Below are 14,501 nucleotides of genomic sequence, written 5' to 3' on the forward strand. Positions count from 1 at the left end.
CTGCTTGAAAGTCTGTAGTTTGAACCAAGGCGACTGTTTGGTCACGCCGATAGCGCGATAAAAGCGAAGATATTCTGAGAAAAGTAGTTTAAATAACGCAAAAACCGCCCAAATGAGGGCGGTTCTGCTTCTCGTTTAGACTTAGTTAAGCTGTACGCCCAACGCCTTTGCGATTGCTTCTCCATACGCCGGGTCAGCTTTGTAGAAGTGCTGCAACTGACGATCAACCACGTCGCCGGAAACCTCGGCCATCGCTCCGGCGATGTTGCTGATCAGCAGATGTTTTTGCTCATCATTCATCAGGCGGAACAGCGCACCGGCGTGGCTGTAGTAATCGGTGTCTTCGCGATGATCGTAACGATCCGCTGCACCGCTCAAGGCCAGCGCAGGTTCGGCGTAACGCGGCGCTTGTTTCGGCGACTCTACGTAGCTGTTCGGCTCGTAGTTGGGTGCAGCACCACCGTTGCTGCCGAACGCCATGGAACCATCACGCTGATAGCTGTTGACCTGATTGCGCGGCGCATTCACTGGCAGTTGCTGGTGATTGGTGCCTACGCGATAGCGGTGAGCATCGGCGTATGCGAACACGCGACCTTGCAGCATGCGATCCGGCGACAGACCTACACCTGGAACCATGTTGCTCGGGCCGAAGGCCGCTTGCTCTACCTCAGCGAAGTAGTTCTGCGGATTGCGGTTGAGTTCCAATTCACCGACTTCGATCAGCGGGAACTCTTTCTGCGACCAGGTCTTGGTCACATCGAACGGGTTCTCATAGTGCGCAGCGGCTTGAGCCTCGGTCATGATCTGAATGCACACACGCCATTTCGGGAAGTCACCACGCTCGATTGCACCGAACAGATCGCGCTGAGCGTAATCCGGATCGGTACCGGCCAGGCGTGCAGCATCTGCCGGCGCCAGGTTCTTGATCCCTTGCTGAGTCTTGTAGTGCCATTTCACCCAGTGACGCTCACCTGTGGCGTTGATCAGGCTGTAGGTGTGGCTGCCGAAGCCGTGCATGTGACGGTAACCGTCAGGGATACCGCGATCCGAAAACAGGATAGTGACCTGGTGCAGCGCCTCTGGGGAGTGCGACCAGAAGTCCCACATCATTTGTGCGCTTTTCAGGTTGCTTTGCGGCAGGCGCTTTTGCGTGTGGATAAAGTCAGGGAATTTCAGTGGATCGCGAATGAAGAACACCGGGGTGTTGTTGCCAACGATGTCCCAGTTGCCTTCTTCGGTGTAGAACTTGAGGGCAAAGCCTCGTGGATCGCGCTCGGTATCAGCCGAACCGCGCTCGCCGCCTACAGTGGAGAAGCGCAGGAAGGTCGGGGTTTGTTTGCCGACGGATTCGAACAGTTTGGCGCTGGTGTACTCAGTGATGTCGCGGGTAACGGTGAACGTACCGTAAGCACCCGAGCCTTTAGCGTGTACGCGGCGCTCTGGGATGTTTTCACGGTTGAAGTGGGCAAGCTTCTCGATCAGATGAAAATCGTCGAGCAGCAGCGGGCCACGAGGGCCGGCGGAGCGGGAATTCTGGTTGTCGGCGACAGGAGCGCCACTGGCGGTCGTAAGCGTTTTGTTTTGGCTCATGCGATCTTCTTCCTCTGTCAGTTTTGGAACTGCCGGCTCATCGGCTTGGGACGGAGTATTGACCATTGATCAGGAAGGCTACAAATTCATTAATTTGTGGCGATCAATAGAAAAATACTACCAACGAATCCCGCTCGCATCATGACGGCGTGAACCGCAGGGAAGCTTGTATAAACAGCGCGTTTCTTACAGGCACAAAAAACCGGGCACTAGGCCCGGTTCTTCGTTTCAGACTGACGTCTTACTCAGCGGATACAGCTTCACCGCCAACTGGACGATCAACCAACTCGACGTACGCCATAGGCGCGTTGTCGCCAGTGCGGAAGCCGCACTTGAGGATGCGCAGGTAGCCACCCTCACGGGTAGCGTAACGCTTGCCCAGGTCGTTGAAGAGCTTACCAACGATAGCTTTCGAACGAGTACGGTCGAAAGCCAGACGGCGGTTAGCCAGGCTGTCTGTCTTGGCCAAAGTGATCAGCGGCTCAGCAACGCGACGCAGTTCTTTAGCTTTCGGCAGTGTAGTTTTGATCAGCTCGTGCTCGAACAGCGACACTGCCATGTTTTGAAACATGGCCTTGCGGTGCGAGCTAGTGCGGCTCAGGTGACGACCACTTTTACGATGACGCATGGTTCATTCCTTACCAAACACAACGTTCGGTGATTACGACGATCAGGCAGTCGCCTTGTCGTCCTTCTTAAGACTTGCAGGCGGCCAGTTGTCGAGGCGCATGCCGAGGGACAGACCGCGGGAGGCCAGAACGTCCTTGATTTCAGTCAAGGATTTCTTGCCAAGGTTCGGAGTCTTCAACAGCTCTACTTCGGTACGCTGAATCAGGTCACCGATGTAGTAGATGTTTTCCGCCTTAAGGCAGTTAGCCGAACGTACAGTCAGTTCCAGATCGTCAACCGGGCGAAGCAGGATCGGATCGATCTCGTCTTCCTGCTCGACAACCACTGGCTCACTGTCACCTTTGAGATCGACGAACGCAGCCAGCTGCTGTTGCAGGATGGTTGCAGCACGGCGGATAGCCTCTTCAGGATCCAGGGTACCGTTGGTTTCCAGATCAATAACCAGCTTGTCCAGGTTAGTACGCTGCTCGACACGGGCGTTTTCCACCACGTATGCGATACGGCGAACCGGGCTGAACGAAGAGTCAAGCTGCAAGCGACCAATGCTGCGGCTTTCGTCTTCATCGCTCTGACGCGAGTCTGCCGGTTCATAACCACGACCACGAGCTACGGTGAGCTTCATGTTCAGGGCGCCGTTAGACGCCAGGTTAGCGATTACGTGATCGGGGTTAACGATCTCGACATCATGATCCAGCTGAATATCGGCAGCGGTAACCACCCCCGAACCCTTCTTCGACAAGGTCAGCGTAACTTCGTCACGGCCGTGCAGCTTGATAGCCAGACCTTTAAGGTTCAACAGGATTTCAATTACGTCTTCCTGTACACCTTCGATGGCGCTGTACTCGTGGAGCACACCGTCAATCTCGGCCTCGACTACTGCACAGCCGGGCATTGAGGACAACAGGATGCGTCGCAGCGCGTTGCCCAGGGTGTGGCCGAAACCACGCTCGAGAGGCTCGAGTGTGATCTTGGCGCGGGTTGGACTGACAACCTGCACATCAATATGGCGGGGTGTCAGGAACTCATTTACCGAAATCTGCATGGATGCACCTATTTTCTAGCCCTTACTTGGAGTAGAGCTCGACAATCAGGCTTTCGTTGATGTCGGCGGACAGATCACTGCGAGCAGGAACGTTCTTGAAAACGCCCGACTTCTTCTCAGTGTCTACTTCTACCCATTCTACGCGGCCACGTTGGGCACACAGATCGAGAGCTTGGACAATGCGAAGTTGGTTCTTTGCTTTCTCGCGAATCGCGACCACGTCACCAGCACGAACCTGGTACGACGGCACGTTTACGGTCTGACCGTTAACGCTTACGGATTTGTGCGATACCAGCTGACGGGATTCGGCACGAGTAGAGCCAAAACCCATACGGTATACAACGTTGTCCAGACGGCATTCGAGCAGCTGCAACAGGTTTTCGCCAGTTGCGCCTTTCTTGCCAGCAGCTTCTTTGTAGTAGCCGCTGAATTGACGCTCGAGAACGCCGTAGATACGACGGACCTTCTGCTTTTCACGCAGTTGGGTGCCGTAATCGGACTGGCGACCGCGGCGTTGGCCGTGGATACCAGGTGCTGCTTCAATGTTGCACTTCGATTCGATCGCGCGCACGCCGCTCTTCAGAAAGAGATCGGTGCCTTCACGACGAGCGAGTTTGCATTTTGGACCAATGTAACGAGCCATTCTTTACAATCTCCTGGATTACACGCGGCGCTTCTTCGGCGGACGGCACCCGTTGTGCGGGATTGGCGTCACGTCGGTGATGCTGGCGATCTTGTAGCCACAGCCGTTCAAAGCGCGGACTGCGGATTCACGACCTGGGCCTGGACCTTTGACGTTAACGTCGAGGTTTTTCAGACCGTATTCCAGCGCAGCTTGACCAGCACGTTCAGCAGCTACTTGAGCAGCAAACGGCGTGGACTTGCGGGAACCGCGGAAACCCGAACCACCGGAGGTAGCCCAGGAAAGAGCGTTGCCTTGACGGTCGGTGATGGTCACGATTGTGTTGTTAAACGACGCGTGGATGTGGGCGATGCCATCAACCACTGTCTTTTTAACTTTTTTACGAGGACGAGCAGCAGGTTTAGCCATGATTAATTTCCTGTCGATTCGCTGGGGCGATTACTTGCGGATCGGCTTACGCGGACCTTTACGGGTACGCGCGTTAGTCTTGGTACGCTGACCGCGCACTGGAAGACCACGACGATGACGCAGACCGCGATAGCAACCGAGGTCCATCAAACGCTTGATTTTCATGTTGATTTCGCGACGCAGGTCACCTTCAGTGGTGAACTTCGCCACTTCGCCACGCAGCTGTTCAATCTGCTCGTCGCTCAGATCTTTGATCTTTGCGGCTGGGTTTACCCCAGTCACTGCACAAATCTTCTGTGCAGTAGTGCGACCAACACCATAGATGTAGGTCAGCGAGATAACAGTATGCTTGTTATCTGGAATGTTAACGCCTGCAATACGGGCCATTCAGTGGGACTCCAATTGACAGCTACCTACGCCCCGGAAGCCAAGAAATAGGGCGCGAGATAATATCGCTGTAATAACAAATAATCAACCCGGCAGCGCACTAGCTGCCGGGCTTGAAGCACAATCACACTCAGCCTTGGCGCTGTTTGTGACGCGGTTCCGCGCTGCAAATTACTCGAACAACACCTTCGCGGCGAATAATCTTGCAGTTACGGCACAGCTTTTTCACCGATGCACGAACTTTCATCACCAACTCCTCGAACCTTATGGGTACTCAGCGCAACATGCCGCTGCCGTAACCCTTCAGGTTGGCTTTCTTCATCAGGGATTCGTACTGGTGCGAAACGAGGTGCGATTGTACTTGGGACATGAAGTCCATCACAACCACGACGACGATCAGCAACGAGGTCCCGCCAAGGTAGAACGGTACGTTTGCCGCAACCACCAGAAACTGGGGCAGCAGGCACACGGCCGTCATGTAAAGAGCACCGAACATGGTCAAACGAGTCAGAACGCCATCAATGTAGCGCGCAGACTGCTCGCCTGGACGGATGCCCGGAATAAAGGCACCGGACTTCTTCAGGTTTTCCGCTACGTCTTTCGGATTGAACATCAACGCCGTATAGAAGAAGCAGAAGAAAATAATCCCTGCACTAAACAGCAGAATATTCAACGGCTGACCAGGAGCGATCGACTGCGAGATGTCCTGCAACCAGCCCATACCTTCAGACTGACCGAACCAGGCACCCAACGAAGCCGGGAACAGCAAAATGCTGCTCGCGAAAATAGCCGGAATAACACCGGCCATGTTCACCTTCAGCGGCAAGTGGCTAGTCTGCGCAGCAAAAACCTTGCGGCCCTGCTGACGCTTGGCGTAGTGAACAGCAATACGACGCTGACCACGCTCAATGAACACCACGAAACCGATAATCGCTACTGCCAGCAAACCGATGGCTACCAGGGCGAAGATATTGATATCACCCTGACGTGCAGACTCGAAAGACTGCCCGATCGCTCTCGGAAGACCGGCGACGATACCCGAAAAAATCAACATCGAGATACCGTTGCCAACACCACGCTCAGTAATCTGCTCACCCAGCCACATCATGAACATCGCACCAGCCACAAAAGTGGATACCGCGACGAAATGGAAGCCAAAGTCACCAGTGAACGCAACACCCTGCCCCGCCAGACCAATGGACATGCCAATAGCCTGAACGAGAGCGAGGATGACAGTGCCGTAGCGGGTGTACTGGCTGATCTTGCGACGGCCAGCTTCACCTTCCTTCTTCAACTGCTCCAGCTGCGGGCTGACGGCGGTCATCAGTTGCATGATGATCGATGCCGAAATGTACGGCATGATCCCCAGTGCAAAGATGCTCATCCGCTCCAGCGCGCCGCCGGAAAACATGTTGAACAAGCTAAGAATGGTCCCCTCATTCTGTCGAAACAGGTCCGCGAGTCGGTCCGGGTTGATACCTGGAACCGGGATGTGTGCGCCTATTCGGTAGACGATAATCGCCAGGAACAGAAAACGCAGACGAGCCCAGAGTTCAGACATACCGCCTTTGCCGAGCGCAGAGAGAGCACCTTGCTTAGCCATTTATTCCTCGAACTTGCCGCCAGCTGCTTCGATAGCCGCACGCGCACCTTTGGTGGCGCCGATTCCCTTTCCGATGGTGACAGCGCGAGTAACTTCGCCGGACAGCATGATTTTCACACGCTGTACGTTGACGTTAATCACGTTGGCATCTTTCAGGGACTGCACGGTGACGATGTCGCCTTCCACTTTGGCCAGCTCGGACAAACGCACTTCTGCGCGATCCATGGCTTTCAGGGAAACGAAACCGAACTTCGGCAGGCGACGATGCAGCGGCTGTTGACCGCCTTCAAAGCCTGGAGCAATGGTGCCACCGGAGCGGGAGGACTGACCTTTGTGGCCACGGCCACCGGTCTTGCCCAAACCACTACCGATACCACGGCCCGGACGATGCTTTTCGCGACGGGAACCCGGCGCTGGACTCAGATCATTGAGTTTCATCGATTAACCCTCGACACGCAGCATGTAGTAAGCCTTGTTGATCATCCCGCGATTCTCGGGAGTATCAAGTACTTCTACAGTGTGACCGATGCGACGCAGACCCAGACCCTTAACGCACAGTTTGTGGTTAGGGATGCGGCCGGTCATGCTTTTGATCAGCGTAACTTTAACGGTAGCCATGATCAGAAGATCTCCTTGACGCTTTTGCCACGCTTGGCGGCAATGGATTCAGGAGATTGCATAGCTTTCAAACCTTTGAAAGTGGCGTGAACCACGTTTACCGGGTTAGTCGAGCCGTAGCACTTGGCCAGAACGTTCTGAACGCCAGCAACTTCGAGGACAGCACGCATAGCGCCGCCAGCGATGATACCGGTACCTTCAGAAGCAGGCTGCATGTACACCTTCGAAGCGCCGTGACCGGACTTCATTGCGTACTGCAGCGTGGTGCCGTTCAGATCAACTTGGATCATGTTGCGACGAGCAGCTTCCATTGCCTTCTGGATCGCGGCAGGCACTTCACGTGACTTGCCACGGCCGAAGCCAACACGCCCTTTACCATCACCCACCACGGTCAACGCGGTGAAAGTGAAGATACGGCCGCCTTTTACGGTTTTGGCTACGCGGTTAACTTGAACCAGCTTCTCAATGTAGCCTTCGTCGCGCTTTTGGTCGTTATTTGACATAACTTAGAACTCCAGCCCAGCTTCACGAGCAGCATCAGCCAGCGCCTTGACGCGGCCGTGGTACTTGAAGCCAGAGCGGTCGAAAGCCACCTGCGAGACGCCAGCGGCTTTAGCACGCGTAGCGACCAGCTGGCCAACCTTAGTGGCCGCGTCGATGTTGCCAGTGGCGCCATCACGCAGTTCTTTATCCAAAGTCGAGGCAGATGCCAGGACTTTGTTGCCGTCGGCCGAAATGACCTGGGCGTAGATGTGCTGCGACGAGCGGAACACGCAGAGACGCACGACTTCGAGTTCGTGCATTTTCAGGCGTGCTTTGCGAGCGCGACGCAGTCGAGTAACTTTTTTGTCGGTCATTTGCTATGCCCTACTTCTTCTTGGCTTCTTTACGACGGACGACTTCGTCCGCGTAGCGCACACCTTTGCCTTTGTACGGCTCTGGTGGACGGAAGTCGCGGATCTCGGCGGCCACTTGACCTACCAGCTGCTTATCGATGCCCTTGATCAGGATATCGGTCTGGCTAGGAGTCTCAGCGGTGATGCCTTCCGGCAGTTCATAATCCACTGGGTGCGAGAAGCCAAGAGCCAGGTTCAGCACTGTGCCTTTTGCTTGCGCTTTGTAACCAACACCGACCAGCTGGAGCTTGCGCTCGAAGCCTTGGCTTACGCCTTGGACCATGTTGTTTACCAACGCACGAGTGGTACCAGCCATTGCGCGAGTTTGTTGATCGCCATTGCGAGCAGCGAAACGCAGCTCACCAGCTTCTTCAACGATCTCAACGGACGAATGGATGTTCAGTTCGAGAGTGCCCTTGGCACCCTTCACCGAAAGCTGTTGGCCTGCGAATTTGACTTCGACACCGGCTGGCAGCTTAACGGGGTTCTTAGCGACGCGTGACATGCTTATCCCCCCTTAGAACACAGTGCAAAGAACTTCGCCGCCGACACCGGCAGCGCGCGCAGCACGATCCGTCATCACACCTTTGTTGGTGGAGACGATAGACACACCGAGACCGCCACGAACTTTTGGCAGATCATCGACGGACTTGTACTGACGCAGGCCTGGACGGCTAACGCGCTTCACTTCCTCGATGACCGGACGGCCTTCGAAGTACTTCAGCTCGATGGACAGCAGTGGTTTGATTTCGCTGCTGATCTGATAACCCGCAATGTAACCTTCGTCCTTCAGGACTTTGGCAACAGCTACCTTCAAAGTAGAAGATGGCATGCTTACGACGGACTTTTCAGCCATCTGGGCATTACGGATTCGAGTTAGCATGTCCGCTAACGGGTCCTGCATACTCATGGGCTAGACGCTCCTAATACAAAAAAATTAGCCTTGCGGCTACTACTTGTCGCCGAGCTCATCCATGCGAAAAAAGCACGGGCTCAGGCGAGCCGGGTATTCTAGACACACCCCACAAATGAATCAAGCCCCAAAAGGGGCTTGATTCAAGTTCAAGGTCACCGGCGGTCAGGATCTTGCGAACCTGGACGCCGAGACTTTGATAGTGCTTACCAGCTGGCTTTAACCAGACCAGGTACGTCACCACGCATTGCAGCTTCACGCAGTTTGTTACGGCCGAGGCCGAACTTGCGGTAAACGCCGTGTGGACGACCGGTCAGGCGGCAGCGGTTACGCATGCGCGAAGCGCTTGCGTCACGTGGCTGCTTCTGCAGAGCTACTGTAGCTTCCCAACGCGCTTCTGGACTTGCGTTCAGATCAACGATGATAGCTTTCAGTGCTGCACGCTTTTTGGCGTACTTGGCAACCGTGAGCTGACGCTTCAGCTCGCGGTTTTTCATGCTCATCTTGGCCATTTTCCTACTCCAATCAGTTGCGGAACGGGAATTTGAAAGCACGCAACAGGGCGCGACCTTCATCATCGTTCTTGGCAGTGGTGGTCAGGGTAATGTCCAGACCGCGGAGAGCATCGATCTTGTCGTAGTCGATTTCCGGGAAGATGATCTGCTCTTTAACGCCCATGCTGTAGTTACCACGACCATCGAAGGACTTGGCATTCAGGCCGCGGAAGTCGCGAACCCGAGGCAGGGAGATCGACAGCAGACGATCCAGGAACTCATACATACGCTCACGGCGCAGGGTCACTTTGACGCCGATCGGCCAACCTTCACGGACTTTAAAGCCAGCGATGGATTTCCGAGCGTAAGTCACAACGACTTTCTGACCGGTGATCTTTTCCAGGTCGGCAACAGCGTGCTCGATGACTTTTTTGTCACCGACCGCTTCGCCCAGACCCATGTTCAGGGTGATCTTTGTAACGCGTGGAACTTCCATCACGTTCGAAAGCTTAAGTTCTTCCTTAAGCTTCGGTGCGATTTCCTTCCAGTAAATCTCTTTTAGTCGTGCCATGGTCTTCTACCTAGCAGTGTTCAAGCATCAACCGCTTTTTGGGTCGACTTGAAGACACGAATTTTCTTGCCGTCTTCTACTTTGAAACCAACGCGATCAGCCTTGTTGGTTTCGCCGTTGAAAATGGCGACGTTAGAAGCGTCCAGTGGAGCTTCTTTTTCGACGATACCGCCTTGTACGCCCGACATCGGGTTAGGCTTGGTATGACGCTTAACCAGGTTCAGACCACCAATAACCAGACGGTTATTAGCGAGAACCTTAAGCACCTTACCGCGCTTACCTTTGTCTTTGCCGGCGATCACGATGATCTCGTCGTCACGACGAATCTTTTGCATGTCGGATCTCCTTACAGCACTTCTGGGGCGAGCGAGACGATCTTCATGAACTTCTCAGTACGAAGTTCACGGGTCACTGGCCCAAAGATACGGGTGCCGATCGGCTCTTGCTTGTTGTTCAGAAGAACAGCAGCGTTGCCATCAAAGCGGATAATGGAGCCATCAGCACGACGTACGCCGTGACGAGTGCGGACTACAACAGCAGTCATCACTTGGCCTTTTTTCACTTTACCGCGAGGAATTGCTTCCTTCACGGTAACTTTGATGATGTCACCGATACCAGCGTAACGACGATGGGAGCCACCCAGCACCTTGATGCACATAACGCGGCGTGCGCCGCTGTTATCGGCCACATCGAGCATGGATTGAGTCTGAATCATATAATTTCTCCGACCCCTAGTCCTTAGACTTCCACAGCGCGTTCGAGAACATCAACCAGCGCCCAAGACTTAGTCTTGGCCAAAGGACGAGTTTCACGAATAGTGACTTTGTCGCCGATGTGGCACTGATTGGTTTCGTCGTGCGCGTGCAGCTTAGTCGAACGCTTAACGTATTTACCGTAGATCGGGTGCTTAACGCGACGCTCGATCAGAACGGTGATGGTCTTGTCCATTTTGTCGCTGACAACACGGCCAGTCAGCGTACGGACGGTTTTTTCGGCTTCAGCCATGATTACTTACCTGCCTGCTGTTTGAGCACAGTCTTCACGCGAGCGATGTCACGCTTAACTTGCCGGAGCAGGTGAGACTGCCCCAACTGGCCAGTTGCTTTCTGCATACGCAGATTGAACTGGTCGCGCAGCAGGCCGAGCAGTTGCTCGTTAAGCTGCGGCGCGTCTTTTTCACGAAGTTCGTTCGCTTTCATCACATCACCGTCCGTTTAACAAAGGCGGTGGCGAGCGGCAGCTTTGCAGCAGCCAGGGCAAAAGCCTCACGCGCCAGCTCTTCAGAAACGCCCTCGATTTCATACAGGACTTTGCCTGGCTGAATCTGGGCAACCCAGTACTCCACACTACCCTTACCTTTACCCATCCGAACTTCGAGGGGCTTTTTGGAAATAGGCTTGTCCGGGAATACACGGATCCAGATCTTGCCGCCACGTTTAACGTGACGGGTCAGTGCACGACGCGCTGACTCGATCTGACGAGCGGTGAGACGACCACGAGCTACAGACTTCAGCGCGAACTCGCCGAAGCTGACTTTGCTACCGCGCTGAGCCAGACCACGGTTGTGGCCTGTCATCTGCTTGCGGAACTTCGTACGCTTTGGTTGCAACATTTGGCGTACCCCTTACTTAGCAGCTTTTTTACGAGGCGCTGGTGCTTGTGGTTTCAGTTCTTCTTGGCGACCACCAATTACTTCGCCTTTGAAGATCCAAACCTTTACACCGATCACACCGTAAGTGGTGTGAGCTTCGTAGTTGGCATAGTCGATGTCGGCACGCAGGGTGTGCAGTGGCACACGACCTTCGCGATACCATTCAGTACGTGCGATTTCAGCACCGCCGAGACGACCGCTCACTTGGATTTTGATGCCTTTGGCACCAATGCGCATGGCGTTCTGTACAGCGCGCTTCATAGCGCGACGGAACATTACGCGACGCTCCAGCTGCTGAGCTACGCTCTGCGCAACCAACATACCGTCGAGTTCCGGCTTGCGGATTTCTTCGATATTGATGTGCACAGGCACACCCATTTGTTTGGTCAGGTCCTGACGCAGTTTCTCAACATCTTCACCTTTCTTCCCGATAACGATACCTGGACGAGCGGTGTGGATGGTGATACGTGCAGTTTGGGCCGGACGATGGATATCGATACGGCTTACGGACGCGCTTTTTAGTTTGTCTTGGAGATACTCGCGCACCTTCAGATCAGCGAACAAATAGTCCGCATAAGTCCGACCGTCTGCGTACCAGACGGAGGTGTGCTCCTTGACGATTCCCAGGCGAATGCCAATGGGATGTACTTTCTGACCCATCTCTTCGACTCCGTTACTTGTCAGCAACCTTGACAGTGATATGGCAAGACCGCTTGACGATGCGATCAGCACGGCCTTTGGCACGTGGCATGATTCGCTTCAGCGAACGCCCTTCGTTGACGAAAACGGTGCTGACTTTAAGGTCATCAACGTCTGCGCCTTCGTTATGCTCGGCGTTGGCTACGGCCGACTCCAGCACTTTCTTCATGATCTCGGCGGCTTTCTTACTGCTGAAAGCCAACAGGTTGAGCGCTTCGCCCACCTTCTTCCCGCGGATCTGGTCGGCGACCAAGCGGGCTTTCTGGGCGGAGATTCGAGCGCCCGACAACTTAGCGGCTACTTCCATCGTTCCTTACCCCTTAACGCTTGGCTTTCTTGTCTGCCACGTGCCCACGATATGTGCGGGTACCGGCAAACTCGCCTAGTTTGTGGCCGACCATGTCTTCGTTCACGAGAACTGGAACATGTTGACGACCGTTATGCACAGCAATGGTCAAACCGACCATTTGTGGCAGGATCATGGAACGGCGCGACCAGGTCTTAACTGGTTTGCGATCGTTCTTTTCCGCCGCCACTTCGATCTTCTTCAGTAGGTGAAGATCAATAAAAGGACCTTTTTTCAGAGAACGTGGCACTGTCGTATCCCTCTATTTACTTGCGACGACGGACGATCATTTTGTCGGTACGCTTATTACCACGAGTCTTCGCGCCCTTAGTCGGGAAGCCCCATGGCGATACCGGATGACGACCACCAGAGGTACGACCTTCACCACCACCATGTGGGTGGTCAACCGGGTTCATGGCAACACCACGAACGGTTGGGCGAACGCCACGCCAGCGTTTGGCACCAGCTTTACCCAGCGAACGCAGGCTGTGCTCGGAGTTCGAGACTTCACCCAGGGTCGCGCGGCATTCAGCCAGCACTTTACGCATCTCACCAGAACGCAGACGCAGGGTCACGTAGACACCTTCACGAGCGATCAGCTGAGCCGAAGCACCAGCGGAACGAGCGATTTGCGCGCCTTTACCTGGCTTCAATTCGATGCCGTGTACGGTGCTACCAACTGGAATGTTACGCAGTTGCAGAGCGTTGCCCGGCTTGATCGGCGCCAAAGCACCTGCGATCAGCTGATCGCCAGCACTCACGCCTTTAGGGGCGATGATGTAGCGACGCTCGCCATCTGCGTACAGCAGCAGAGCGATGTGAGCAGTACGGTTTGGATCGTATTCAATACGCTCGACAGTGGCAGCGATGCCATCTTTGTCGTTGCGACGGAAATCGACCAGACGATAATGCTGCTTATGGCCACCACCAATGTGACGAGTGGTAATACGACCATTGTTGTTACGACCACCAGTCTTCGATTTTTTCTCGAGCAGCGGTGCGTGAGGAGCGCCTTTATGCAGCTCCTGGTTGACCACCTTGACCACAAAACGGCGGCCAGGGGAAGTCGGTTTGCATTTAACGATTGCCATGATGCACCCCTTCCTTACTCAGCACTGCTGCTGAAATCGAGATCTTGGCCTGGCTGAAGGGAGATAACTGCCTTCTTCCAGTCATTACGCTTGCCCAGACCGCGAGCAGTGCGCTTGCTCTTACCCAGAACATTCAGGGTAGTAACACGCTCTACTTTCACGCTGAACAGGCTTTCGACGGCCTTCTTGATTTCCAGCTTGGTTGCGTCAGTTGCAACCTTGAAAACGAACTGGCCTTTCTTGTCAGCCAGAACCGTAGCCTTTTCGGAAACGTGCGGGCCAAGCAGAACTTTAAATACGCGTTCCTGGTTCATCCCAGCAGCTCCTCGAATTTCTTCACGGCCGACACGGTGATCAACACCTTGTCGTATGCGATCAGACTAACTGGATCGGAACCTTGAACGTCACGTACATCAACGTGTGGCAGGTTACGAGCAGCCAGGTACAGGTTCTGATCAACTACTTCAGACACGATCAAGACGTCAGTCAGGCCCATGCCAGTCAGTTTGTTCAGCAGATCTTTGGTCTTCGGTGCATCAACAGCGAAGTCCTGAACCACAACCAGACGATCAGTACGCACCAGCTCAGCAAGGATGGAACGCATTGCTGCGCGATACATCTTCTTGTTCAGCTTCTGGGTGTGATCCTGAGGACGAGCTGCGAAAGTGGTACCGCCGCCACGCCAGATTGGGCTACGGATGGTACCGGCACGAGCACGGCCAGTACCTTTCTGACGCCAAGGGCGCTTACCGCCACCACGAACGTCGGAACGGGTCTTTTGCTGCTTGCTACCTTGACGGCCGCCGGCCATGTAGGCCACGACTGCTTGGTGAACCAGCGTCTCGTTGAATTCGCCGCCAAATGTCAGTTCGGAAACTTCGATCGCTTGAGCGTCATTTACATTTAATTGCATGTCAGC

General features: G+C 54.5%; 27 protein-coding genes. All 27 read right to left on the reverse strand.

Annotation, left to right across the window (positions count from 1 at the left end; genetic code table 11):
• Positions 1–141: 141 nt before the first annotated feature.
• Positions 142–1,590 carry a catalase gene (locus tag FQ192_RS32055; protein ID WP_149662054.1) on the reverse strand — a complete coding sequence of 483 codons (1,449 nt, stop codon included), beginning with the start codon at positions 1,588–1,590 and terminating at the stop codon, positions 142–144.
• 241 nt (positions 1,591–1,831) lie between these two features.
• Complete coding sequence (gene rplQ, locus FQ192_RS32060; protein ID WP_007896790.1) at positions 1,832–2,218, reverse strand: 50S ribosomal protein L17; 387 nt, start codon at positions 2,216–2,218, stop codon at positions 1,832–1,834.
• Between the two features lie 42 nt (positions 2,219–2,260).
• On the reverse strand, positions 2,261–3,262 hold the full coding sequence (gene rpoA / locus FQ192_RS32065; RefSeq protein ID WP_003186012.1) for a DNA-directed RNA polymerase subunit alpha: 1,002 nt from the start codon (positions 3,260–3,262) through the stop codon (positions 2,261–2,263).
• Positions 3,263–3,284: 22 nt separating this feature from the next.
• Positions 3,285–3,905, reverse strand: a complete 621-nt coding sequence (gene rpsD / locus FQ192_RS32070; protein ID WP_003210056.1) for a 30S ribosomal protein S4 — start codon at positions 3,903–3,905, stop codon at positions 3,285–3,287.
• An 18-nt stretch (positions 3,906–3,923) separates the two neighbouring features.
• A complete protein-coding gene (rpsK, locus tag FQ192_RS32075) occupies positions 3,924–4,313 on the reverse strand; it encodes a 30S ribosomal protein S11 (protein WP_002555466.1) in 390 nt (129 codons plus the stop codon).
• Between the two features lie 30 nt (positions 4,314–4,343).
• Positions 4,344–4,700 (reverse strand): 30S ribosomal protein S13, encoded by a 357-nt coding sequence (rpsM, locus tag FQ192_RS32080; protein ID WP_003186020.1) that lies wholly within the window; start codon positions 4,698–4,700, stop codon positions 4,344–4,346.
• A 130-nt stretch (positions 4,701–4,830) separates the two neighbouring features.
• Positions 4,831–4,947 carry a 50S ribosomal protein L36 gene (gene rpmJ / locus FQ192_RS32085; protein ID WP_002555468.1) on the reverse strand — a complete coding sequence of 39 codons (117 nt, stop codon included), beginning with the start codon at positions 4,945–4,947 and terminating at the stop codon, positions 4,831–4,833.
• A 27-nt stretch (positions 4,948–4,974) separates the two neighbouring features.
• Positions 4,975–6,303 carry a preprotein translocase subunit SecY gene (gene secY, locus FQ192_RS32090; RefSeq protein ID WP_077574735.1) on the reverse strand — a complete coding sequence of 443 codons (1,329 nt, stop codon included), beginning with the start codon at positions 6,301–6,303 and terminating at the stop codon, positions 4,975–4,977.
• Positions 6,304–6,741 (reverse strand): 50S ribosomal protein L15, encoded by a 438-nt coding sequence (gene rplO / locus FQ192_RS32095; protein WP_007896782.1) that lies wholly within the window; start codon positions 6,739–6,741, stop codon positions 6,304–6,306.
• A 3-nt stretch (positions 6,742–6,744) separates the two neighbouring features.
• Positions 6,745–6,921, reverse strand: a complete 177-nt coding sequence (gene rpmD, locus FQ192_RS32100) for a 50S ribosomal protein L30 (protein WP_003186033.1) — start codon at positions 6,919–6,921, stop codon at positions 6,745–6,747.
• A gap of 2 nt (positions 6,922–6,923) precedes the next feature.
• Positions 6,924–7,424, reverse strand: a complete 501-nt coding sequence (gene rpsE, locus FQ192_RS32105) for a 30S ribosomal protein S5 (RefSeq protein ID WP_007943782.1) — start codon at positions 7,422–7,424, stop codon at positions 6,924–6,926.
• A 3-nt stretch (positions 7,425–7,427) separates the two neighbouring features.
• The gene (gene rplR, locus FQ192_RS32110) at positions 7,428–7,778 is read right to left on the reverse strand and encodes a 50S ribosomal protein L18 (RefSeq protein WP_003186037.1); all 351 of its coding nucleotides are present in this window, start codon (positions 7,776–7,778) and stop codon (positions 7,428–7,430) included.
• A 10-nt stretch (positions 7,779–7,788) separates the two neighbouring features.
• A complete protein-coding gene (gene rplF, locus FQ192_RS32115; RefSeq protein ID WP_003176412.1) occupies positions 7,789–8,322 on the reverse strand; it encodes a 50S ribosomal protein L6 in 534 nt (177 codons plus the stop codon).
• A 12-nt stretch (positions 8,323–8,334) separates the two neighbouring features.
• Positions 8,335–8,727 carry a 30S ribosomal protein S8 gene (gene rpsH / locus FQ192_RS32120; protein ID WP_003186040.1) on the reverse strand — a complete coding sequence of 131 codons (393 nt, stop codon included), beginning with the start codon at positions 8,725–8,727 and terminating at the stop codon, positions 8,335–8,337.
• Positions 8,728–8,936: 209 nt separating this feature from the next.
• Positions 8,937–9,242 (reverse strand): 30S ribosomal protein S14, encoded by a 306-nt coding sequence (gene rpsN / locus FQ192_RS32125; RefSeq protein WP_003176414.1) that lies wholly within the window; start codon positions 9,240–9,242, stop codon positions 8,937–8,939.
• Between the two features lie 13 nt (positions 9,243–9,255).
• Positions 9,256–9,795, reverse strand: coding sequence for a 50S ribosomal protein L5 (rplE, locus tag FQ192_RS32130; RefSeq protein WP_003176415.1), 540 nt, complete (start codon positions 9,793–9,795; stop codon positions 9,256–9,258).
• Between the two features lie 20 nt (positions 9,796–9,815).
• Positions 9,816–10,130 carry a 50S ribosomal protein L24 gene (rplX, locus tag FQ192_RS32135; RefSeq protein WP_003176416.1) on the reverse strand — a complete coding sequence of 105 codons (315 nt, stop codon included), beginning with the start codon at positions 10,128–10,130 and terminating at the stop codon, positions 9,816–9,818.
• 11 nt (positions 10,131–10,141) lie between these two features.
• Positions 10,142–10,510 carry a 50S ribosomal protein L14 gene (rplN, locus tag FQ192_RS32140; RefSeq protein ID WP_002555479.1) on the reverse strand — a complete coding sequence of 123 codons (369 nt, stop codon included), beginning with the start codon at positions 10,508–10,510 and terminating at the stop codon, positions 10,142–10,144.
• 23 nt (positions 10,511–10,533) lie between these two features.
• Positions 10,534–10,800 carry a 30S ribosomal protein S17 gene (gene rpsQ, locus FQ192_RS32145; protein ID WP_003176419.1) on the reverse strand — a complete coding sequence of 89 codons (267 nt, stop codon included), beginning with the start codon at positions 10,798–10,800 and terminating at the stop codon, positions 10,534–10,536.
• Between the two features lie 2 nt (positions 10,801–10,802).
• Entirely contained in the window at positions 10,803–10,994 is a 192-nt protein-coding gene (gene rpmC, locus FQ192_RS32150; RefSeq protein WP_008030901.1) for a 50S ribosomal protein L29, read from the reverse strand.
• Complete coding sequence (rplP, locus tag FQ192_RS32155; RefSeq protein ID WP_007896757.1) at positions 10,994–11,407, reverse strand: 50S ribosomal protein L16; 414 nt, start codon at positions 11,405–11,407, stop codon at positions 10,994–10,996. The genes rpmC and rplP overlap by 1 nt, the downstream gene beginning before the upstream one ends.
• Before the next feature lie 12 nt (positions 11,408–11,419).
• Entirely contained in the window at positions 11,420–12,106 is a 687-nt protein-coding gene (rpsC, locus tag FQ192_RS32160; RefSeq protein ID WP_003176422.1) for a 30S ribosomal protein S3, read from the reverse strand.
• 13 nt (positions 12,107–12,119) lie between these two features.
• A complete protein-coding gene (gene rplV, locus FQ192_RS32165; protein ID WP_003103908.1) occupies positions 12,120–12,452 on the reverse strand; it encodes a 50S ribosomal protein L22 in 333 nt (110 codons plus the stop codon).
• Positions 12,453–12,465: 13 nt separating this feature from the next.
• A complete protein-coding gene (gene rpsS, locus FQ192_RS32170) occupies positions 12,466–12,741 on the reverse strand; it encodes a 30S ribosomal protein S19 (RefSeq protein WP_002555486.1) in 276 nt (91 codons plus the stop codon).
• A gap of 16 nt (positions 12,742–12,757) precedes the next feature.
• Positions 12,758–13,582: a 50S ribosomal protein L2 gene (gene rplB / locus FQ192_RS32175; RefSeq protein ID WP_003210080.1), complete on the reverse strand. Its 825-nt coding sequence runs from the start codon at positions 13,580–13,582 to the stop codon at positions 12,758–12,760.
• A gap of 14 nt (positions 13,583–13,596) precedes the next feature.
• Positions 13,597–13,896, reverse strand: coding sequence for a 50S ribosomal protein L23 (gene rplW / locus FQ192_RS32180; RefSeq protein ID WP_002555488.1), 300 nt, complete (start codon positions 13,894–13,896; stop codon positions 13,597–13,599).
• Complete coding sequence (rplD, locus tag FQ192_RS32185; protein WP_007896707.1) at positions 13,893–14,495, reverse strand: 50S ribosomal protein L4; 603 nt, start codon at positions 14,493–14,495, stop codon at positions 13,893–13,895. The genes rplW and rplD overlap by 4 nt, the downstream gene beginning before the upstream one ends.
• Between the last annotated feature and the right edge of the window lie 6 nt (positions 14,496–14,501).

The sequence above is a fragment of the Pseudomonas sp. ANT_J12 genome, assembly GCF_008370045.1.
In the GTDB taxonomy this organism is placed as follows: Bacteria; Pseudomonadota; Gammaproteobacteria; order Pseudomonadales; family Pseudomonadaceae; genus Aquipseudomonas.